Below are 7,836 nucleotides of genomic sequence, written 5' to 3' on the forward strand. Positions count from 1 at the left end.
GGTTTCGCGGCGTCCGACCGACTGAACCGGGTGTCCGGTCCTGTGTGCGTGGCGCTGCGAAAAGAGACTGTACAGGAGGGTGAGCCCCTGGTCGAACTCACCCACCGTGAAGGAGCCGTCACGGTGCCGCCGCGTCGATCGCCTTCACAATGCGTTTGTCCGAGACCGGATACGCCGTGCCCAGCGCGTGCGCGAAGTAGCTCACGCGCAGCTCCTGGAGCATCCAGCGGATGTCGCGTACCGAGGACGGGACGGGGCGGCCCTGCGGCAGCTGCTCGAGCAGCCATGCGTACTCGTCCTGCATCTCCTGGACCTTGGCCATGCGCGTTGTGTCCCGCTGGACGTTCGTCGGCATCTGCTGCAGCCTGCGGTCCGCGGCGACCAGGTAGCGCATCAGGTCCGGCAGCCGCCGTATGCCCGCCACCGTGACGAAGCCGGGCTTCACAAGGCCGTCCAGCTGGGCCCGTACGTCGGCCAGGTTCGGCAGCAGAGCGGGGCTGCGCACCGCCTTCAGACGGCGCTCGCAGGCCTGCCAGGCAGCGAGTACCTGCTGCACCTGTCCGACGGCACGGACCGTGGAGTCGACGATCTCCGCGCGCACCTTGTCGAACAGCTTCCGGTACGACTCCTCGTCCCACGCCGGTCCCCCGAAGTCCCCGATCAGCTTGTCCGCCGCCGCCATCGCGCAGTCGTCGAACAGAGCCTGGATGGAGCCGTGCGGGTTCGCGGACAGGGCGAGCTTCTGGGCGTTGGTCAGCTTCTCGGACGCGAACTTCGCGGGGTTCACGGGGATGTTCCGCAGGATCAGGCGCCGCGTGCCCTTCCACATGGCCTCGGCCTGCTCCTCCTCGGTGTCGAAGAGGCGTACCGAGACGGTGTCGCCGTCGTCGACCAGCGCCGGGTACGCCTTCACCGGCAGACCGGCGCGGCGGGTCTCGAAGACGCGGGTGAGTGCGCCAATCGTCCAGTCCGTCAGGCCCGAACGCTCCAGGGACTCCCCGCCCTGCCGCTCGGCCGTGGCCGCCGCGGCCTGCGAGAGGGCCTTGCGCGCCTTCGGCTTCAGCCGGAGCTTCAGCGCCTCGAGGTCCTTGTCCTCGGCGAGCTTGCGGCGTCGCTCGTCGACGATCCGAAAGGTGATCTTGAGGTGCTCGGGCACCTTGGACCAGTCGAAGTCTTCGGCCTCGAAGGGCACCCCGACCATGCGCTTCAGCTCACGCGCCATCGTCACGGCCAGCGGTTCCTGCAGAGGGACCGCCCGCTCGAGGAACGCCGTCGCGTAATTCGGCGCGGGCACGTAGTTGCGGCGGATCGGCTTGGGGAGGGACCGGATCAGCTCCGTGACCACTTCCTCCCGCAGGCCCGGGATCTGCCAGTCGAATCCCTCGTCGGTCACCTGGTTGAGGACCTGGAGCGGGATGTGCACCGTCACACCGTCGGCGTCCGCGCCCGGCTCGAACTGGTAGGTGACCTTGAACTTCAGCCGGCCCTGACGCCAGGAGTCGGGGTAGTCGTCCTTGGTGACCGCGCCCGCCTTCTCGTTGATGAGCATCTCGCGCTCGAAGTCGAGGAAGTCGGGTTGCTCGTGCCGCTTGCGCTTCCACCAGGAGTCGAAGTGCGCACCGGAGACGACATGTTCGGGCACCCGCTGGTCGTAGAAGTCGAACAGCGTCTCGTCGTCGACCAGGATGTCCCGGCGTCGGGCACGGTGCTCCAGCTCCTCGACCTCGGTGAGGAGCTTGCGGTTGTCGGCGTAGAACTTGTGGTGGGTGCGCCAGTCGCCCTCGACGAGGGCGTTGCGGATGAACAGCTCGCGGCTCGCCTCCGGGTCGATCCGGCCGTAGTTCACCTTCCGCTGGGCGACGATCGGGACGCCGTACAGAGTGACCTTCTCGTAGGCCATCACCGCCGCCTGGTCCTTCTCCCAGTGCGGTTCGCTGTACGTCCGCTTGAGGAGGTGCCCGGCGAGCGGCTCGACCCACTCCGGCTCGATCTTCGCGTTGACGCGGGCCCACAGCCGGGAGGTCTCGACGAGCTCGGCGGACATCACGAAGCGCGGGGGCTTCTTGAACAAGGACGAGCCCGGGAAGATCGCGAACTTGGCGTTGCGGGCGCCGATGTACTCGTTCCGTCCCCCCTCCCTCCGGGCGCTGGGGCCGGAGTCCTTGGACTCCTTCACGTCCTTCATCCCGATGTGCGAGAGGAGGCCGGCGAGCAGTGAGACGTGGATGCGGTCGGCCGGGGCGTCCTGCTCGTCGAGATGGATGTCCATCTGCTTGGCGACCGTGCGCAGCTGTGTGTAGATGTCCTGCCATTCGCGGATGCGCAGGAAGTTCAGGAACTCCTGTTTGCACATCCGGCGGAACGACGACGAGCCTCGCTCCTTCTGCTGCTCACGGATGTAGCGCCACAGGTTGAGGTAGGCGAGGAAGTCGCTCGTCTCGTCCCGGAAGCGGGCGTGCTGCTGGTCGGCCTGGGCCTGCTTGTCGGCCGGCCGCTCCCGCGGGTCCTGGATGGACAGGGCGGCGGCGATCACCATGACCTCGCGGACGCAGCCGTTCTTGTCCGCCTCCAGGACCATGCGCGCCAGGCGCGGGTCGACCGGCAGCTGGGCGAGCTTGCGGCCGGTGTCGGTCAGGCGCTTGCGCGGGTCCTTCTGAGCGGGGTCCAGCGCGCCCAGTTCCTGCAGGAGCTGGACGCCGTCGCGGATGTTGCGGTGGTCCGGCGGATCGATGAAGGGGAACTTCTCGATGTCACCGAGCCCGGCGGCGGTCATCTGGAGGATGACGGAGGCGAGGTTCGTACGGAGGATCTCGGCGTCGGTGAACTCGGGCCGGGCGTCGAAGTCCTCTTCGCTGTACAGACGGATGCAGATGCCGTCCGATGTACGGCCGCAGCGGCCCTTGCGCTGGTTGGCGCTCGCCTGCGAGACCGGTTCGATGGGCAGGCGCTGGACCTTGGTGCGGTGGCTGTAGCGCGAGATGCGCGCGAAGCCGGGATCGATGACGTACTTGATGCCGGGGACGGTGAGGGACGTCTCGGCGACGTTGGTGGCCAGGACGATCCTGCGGCCCGTGTGCGGCTGGAAGACACGGTGCTGCTCCGCGTGGGAGAGCCGGGCGTACAGGGGCAGGATCTCGGTGAACCTGTACTGCTTCTTGGTGAGCGCGTCAGCGGTGTCGCGGATCTCACGTTCGCCGGAGAGGAAGACCAGGATGTCGCCCTGGCCCTCGGCCATCAGCTCCCCCACGGCGTCCGTGATCGCCGTGATCTGGTCACGGTCCGCGTCGTCGGAGTCCTCCTCGAGGAGGGGCCGGTGGCGCACCTCGACGGGATACGTGCGCCCGCTGACCTCGACGATCGGCGCATCGCCGAAGTGCCGGGAGAACCGCTCGGGATCGATGGTGGCCGAGGTGATGACGACCTTGAGGTCCGGGCGCCTGGGCAGGAGCTGGGCGAGGTAGCCGAGCAGGAAGTCGATGTTGAGGGACCGCTCGTGGGCCTCGTCGATGATGATCGTGTCGTAGCCGCGCAGCTCGCGGTCCGTCTGGATCTCGGCGAGCAGGATGCCGTCCGTCATCAGCTTGATGAAGGTGGCGTCCGGGTTCACCTGGTCGGTGAATCGCACCTTCCAGCCGACGCCCTCGCCGAGCGGGGTGTCGAGCTCCTCGGCGACACGCTCCGCGACGGTACGGGCGGCGATGCGGCGCGGCTGGGTATGACCGATCATGCCCCGCACCCCACGGCCGAGTTCGAGGCAGATCTTGGGGATCTGGGTGGTCTTGCCGGAGCCGGTCTCGCCGGCCACGATCACGACCTGGTGGTCGCGTATGGCGTCGGCGATCTCGTCCCTCTTCTGGCTGACCGGAAGCTCTTCGGGATATCTGACGGCGGGGACGCGCGCGGTGCGTTCGGTGATCCTGCCCTCGGCCTTGGCGACGTCCGCCTCGATCTCGGCGAGTACGGCGGCCCGGGCCTCGGGCTTGCGGATCTTGCGCGCGCCTTCGAGCCTGCGGCCGAGACGGTGTGCGTCGCGCAGGGACAGCTCGGTCAGGCGGGGGGCGAGGGTGTCGAGGGCGGGGGCAGGATGCGTAGACATACGCGGTCCAGGATCTCACTTCGGCGAAATTCGTGGCTAACGATTTGTCTCCGGCGGGTTGGCATGATGCTACGTGTGGGCCGTACGGGTGATACGGGTCGTGCCGCCGGTGCTCAGTGATCGCTCGGTTGCGGAGGCACCGAAGGGGTGGGCCTGGCGTGGGCGACCCGCTCCCGGGCCATCGACTTCGCGGTGTTGGAGACGGCCTTGATGCCCAGGTACGCGGTCGTCATGCTGCTCACGGAGGTGAAGGCCGCGGTGAGCACGCCGACCGTCACGGACTTGTCGCCGTCCAGACGCCACACTCCGAAGACCGCGACACCCGCGATCGCGAGATTGCTGATGATCACCGCCAGCAGCCCGTAGCGGGCTCGGTCCCGCTCCAGCTCGACGTCCCCCATGGCCTTCGCCCGGCCCTCTCTCATGATCCCCCCACCCGCACGGTTGCCTCGACGCGCCAGACCGTAGCGTCCGTGCCGGGACATGCCAAGGCGGGCCGGCCCGCACGACGACGAAGGCCCCAGCGGCGCCTCCGGCGGAGGGTGCTGCCGACCATGGTCGCGGTGCGTGCGCCGGCATCGACACCGGCGGGCTGGACCAAGGCGCCGTCCGCCGGAGCGGGCAGGGTCTTCAGCTGCGCGGCGCCGTCGTTCCACCGCAGGGCGATGCCATGATCCTGAGCAGTGTCCTGGCCCACCGCGACCACGCCGCCGTACGCGACGGCGGCCGAGGAGAGAGGGCCGGCCCCGGCGGGTGCCTTGACCTGCCGGCGGCCACTGCCGTTCCGGTGCAAGCGCATGGCCGCGGTCGGTCTCGCTGGTCACCGCCCGGCCGACGGCCCCCATGCCGTCGGCTGTGTCGTCGGCGCCGTCCGCGGTCACCGCGTTCAGCTCCCGGGCGTCAGTGCAGTGCGACCTCGCCCGCGTGGACGGCGCGCAGGGCGCGCTCGACGGTCTCCTGGTTCTCGCCGACCGGAGCCACGTAGCCGATGACGTCGCGGGCGGCGTCCTCCCCGAGCATGCGGGTGATCACCCATGTGGCGAGATACTGGGACGCCAGGCAACCGCCCGCCGTGGCGATGTTCCCCTCGGCGTGGAACGGCGCGTCCAGCACGGTGACGTCGCAGGCTTCGACATAGGGCCGGCTTTTCATGTCCGTGCACGCCGGCATGCCCTGCAGCAACCCCAGCCGGGCGAGCACCAGCGCGCCGGAGCACTGCGCACCGATCAGCTGTCGCGAAGGGTCGAGCCGCAGCCTGGAGATCAGCCGTTCGTCCGCGACCACGTCACGCGCCTTCACGCCGCTACCGATCAGTACGACCTCGGCTTCGGTCACGAACTCCATCGGGCGCTGCCCGGTCACCTCGACGCCGTTCATCGACGTGACCACCGGCGTGGGCGTCGTGATGAAGGCCTCCAAGCCGTCCTTACGGCACCGGTTGATCAGCGCGGAAGCGATGAAACTGTCGAGTTCGTTGAACCCGTCGAAGGTGACCACGGCTACCTGCATCACGACTCCTTCACGTACGGCATCGGATCTGAAGTGTCCTCCGACGTGCCGTTCCGGGGCGAGAGCCAATCTGCGGCCGGTGGCATGCCTGCCGCTCGGCGTTTCGAGCTCCGGGCCTGAGCGCCGCAGTCACCGTCCCGCCGACCTGCTGACGTCCCGGGGCTCACCGGCGAACCCCGCAGCCATGCTTGCCGCACCGGTGCAACCCCTCGTTGTTCTTCCAGACGCAATCCACACCAGGCCAGAAGGCCCTCACCCATTTCAAGATCCCTCAGCCGAGACCTGCATCACCGTCCACAACCTCCCGGGACGGAACAGCTAGCGCACAGTCGGTGCAGCGGCCTCCACGAACGCGCTCAGCACCGCCTTGCAGTGTTGCGAGCGGCGGTCCCGTTCGGCCTCGTCGGGAGCCTCGTGCAGACAGTTCGCCAGTTCGAATGCAGTGTCGGCGAGTTGAAGCAGCCGCATGTTGTCGCAGACCAGCTGGACGCGGACCAGCGCCTGCCGGGCGGCGACGCGGGACTGGTAGGCGGCGAAGCGCGCCTCCTCCGCCGCGGGCGCCGACGGGTCCGCCTGGGCACTGAACCAGCGCACGTTCTGGCTGCGCCGGTAGTCGAAGACGACGCCCGCGAATTCGCTGTAGGTGGAAATGCGTTCCTGGCGCAGTTGCTCCGCCCGGGCCAGTTCCGCGCCGCCACGGCAGCGCGTCCCTGGAAGTAGTGCGTGACGATCGATCCGAGCAGAGTGCCGAGCACCGCTATCAGCGCCGCATCCAACGTTCCGTACTCCTCAACGTGCGGAAGATGAGTCGGCCTGACGAGACCGGTGCAACAGGCATCAGGTGCGGCAGGCGTAGGGCTACCGCGCACCCGCCCGGAAGGGCGTTGGATGACGCGCCCGCCGCGCCGGCGAGCTTAGCTTTGCCGCAACGGTTTTCAAGACCGCCCGGCCGTCGCTCCTCTTTCAAGACGTGTCGTGCACCGTGACCGTGCTGCCGTCAGCCGCTCCCGTCCCCGTGATGCCGACGGTGATCGTGTGGATGCCCTGCTGGTCCTGGGCGAAGTGCCCGCGGTGGCTCTTGCTGATGCCAAGGACCGGTGCTGGGAGATGCCGCCCTGGCAGCGAGCCGGCGCGAAGCCGGTCCCGCTGCCCGGGTCGGCGACACCGGCGCGCCTGCCGCCGCCGCTTGGCGCCGTGGCTTCCCGTGGTTCCCGCACGATCGGGCACGGACACGGCACGGGCACCTTCTGATCTGGAGCTCTATGAGGATCGGTCTTTGAAGGTCATACGGGCCGCGATGGGTGCTGTCGGAGCCATCAGTTGGCGCCGGCGGTCGCTGGAGTTGGTGTACTTCGCAGTTGTGCAACGGCCGTTACTCGGTTGATCGCGCTTTGGAAGGCTCTGTGCGCAGGCTGCGCACGAAGAGCGGCACCGACAGCAGGAGCAGTAATCCTTCGACGGCCAGGCTGACCAGTCCGAGGGGCTCCGTCCAATTGCCTATGTCGTCGCCGGCGCCGGGCAGTCCCGGGCCTCTGGTGAGGATGTAGCCCAGCAGGGGGCCGGCGGCGACCCCGGCCGCCAGCAGCCATCCCGGTCGCGGGAGGCCGGCGAGGAGCAGCACCGCGGTGATCACGGCCGCAATCTCCAGGACGTGGTAGGCGACTCCGATGTAGTAGGGATCTCTCGTTGCCGTAATGCCGCCTTGGTCCACGATGTGGATGGCAGCCACTGCGAGGCTGAGTAGAGCTCCTGCCCACCGGGCCGCCCAGATGGTTCCCGTCACTGTCCCGGCTTGGTGTGGCATGCGGCCGTACCTTCTCCTTGCTTCAGCAGCCGGCTCCGGTCATGGCGAGCAGCAGGTCTGGCATGCGATGAAGGCCGGACACCGTCACAACTGCAATTTCGCGTTCATGCCAGTTCACAGGCGCTCTTGCCGGCGTCCGGCCAGTCTCGCGTCCAGGGCAGTCAGTGCAGCTCATCGAGTGCCTGCTGGAAGGCGGCTTGGTGCTTGGCCTCGTCGGCGGCCGTGTCGCGGAAGTAGCCGGCGGCGGCGGTGTCGCCGACAGCGGTGGCTCGCTTGGCGAACCCCGGGTACAGGGTGGTCGCTTCGTTATGCTCCCCTGTGATGGCCTTGTCCAGGTTCGTCTTCGTCGTGCGGACCAGGCCGGCCAGGACCGCTTCTTCGGCGAAGTGCTCGTGCAATTCGACCCCGGCGGTGCCCTCGAACAGGC

The 7,836-nt window shown here is 68.4% G+C and carries 8 protein-coding genes; all 8 read right to left on the bottom strand.

Annotated features, from left to right (window positions below):
• Positions 1–118: 118 nt before the first annotated feature.
• The gene (gene hrpA / locus VXC91_RS40125) at positions 119–4,096 is read right to left on the bottom strand and encodes an ATP-dependent RNA helicase HrpA (protein WP_329512296.1); all 3,978 of its coding nucleotides are present in this window, start codon (positions 4,094–4,096) and stop codon (positions 119–121) included.
• Between the two features lie 113 nt (positions 4,097–4,209).
• The gene (locus tag VXC91_RS40130) at positions 4,210–4,521 is read right to left on the bottom strand and encodes a hypothetical protein (RefSeq protein WP_329512297.1); all 312 of its coding nucleotides are present in this window, start codon (positions 4,519–4,521) and stop codon (positions 4,210–4,212) included.
• The gene (locus tag VXC91_RS40135; protein WP_329512298.1) at positions 4,518–4,895 is read right to left on the bottom strand and encodes a hypothetical protein; all 378 of its coding nucleotides are present in this window, start codon (positions 4,893–4,895) and stop codon (positions 4,518–4,520) included. The genes VXC91_RS40130 and VXC91_RS40135 overlap by 4 nt, the downstream gene beginning before the upstream one ends.
• 101 nt (positions 4,896–4,996) lie before the next feature.
• On the bottom strand, positions 4,997–5,605 hold the full coding sequence (locus VXC91_RS40140) for a DJ-1/PfpI family protein (protein ID WP_329512299.1): 609 nt from the start codon (positions 5,603–5,605) through the stop codon (positions 4,997–4,999).
• Between the two features lie 318 nt (positions 5,606–5,923).
• Positions 5,924–6,199 (bottom strand): hypothetical protein, encoded by a 276-nt coding sequence (locus VXC91_RS40145; RefSeq protein ID WP_329512300.1) that lies wholly within the window; start codon positions 6,197–6,199, stop codon positions 5,924–5,926.
• 369 nt (positions 6,200–6,568) lie between these two features.
• On the bottom strand, positions 6,569–6,838 hold the full coding sequence (locus VXC91_RS40150; RefSeq protein WP_329512301.1) for a hypothetical protein: 270 nt from the start codon (positions 6,836–6,838) through the stop codon (positions 6,569–6,571).
• Between the two features lie 139 nt (positions 6,839–6,977).
• On the bottom strand, positions 6,978–7,334 hold the full coding sequence (locus tag VXC91_RS40155; protein WP_329512302.1) for a hypothetical protein: 357 nt from the start codon (positions 7,332–7,334) through the stop codon (positions 6,978–6,980).
• Between the two features lie 236 nt (positions 7,335–7,570).
• The coding region (locus VXC91_RS40160) for a ferritin family protein (RefSeq protein ID WP_329512303.1) at positions 7,571–7,836 on the bottom strand (266 nt) is incomplete at its 5' end.

This window comes from Streptomyces chiangmaiensis (assembly GCF_036281785.1).
Classification (GTDB): domain Bacteria; phylum Actinomycetota; class Actinomycetes; order Streptomycetales; family Streptomycetaceae; genus Streptomyces; species Streptomyces chiangmaiensis.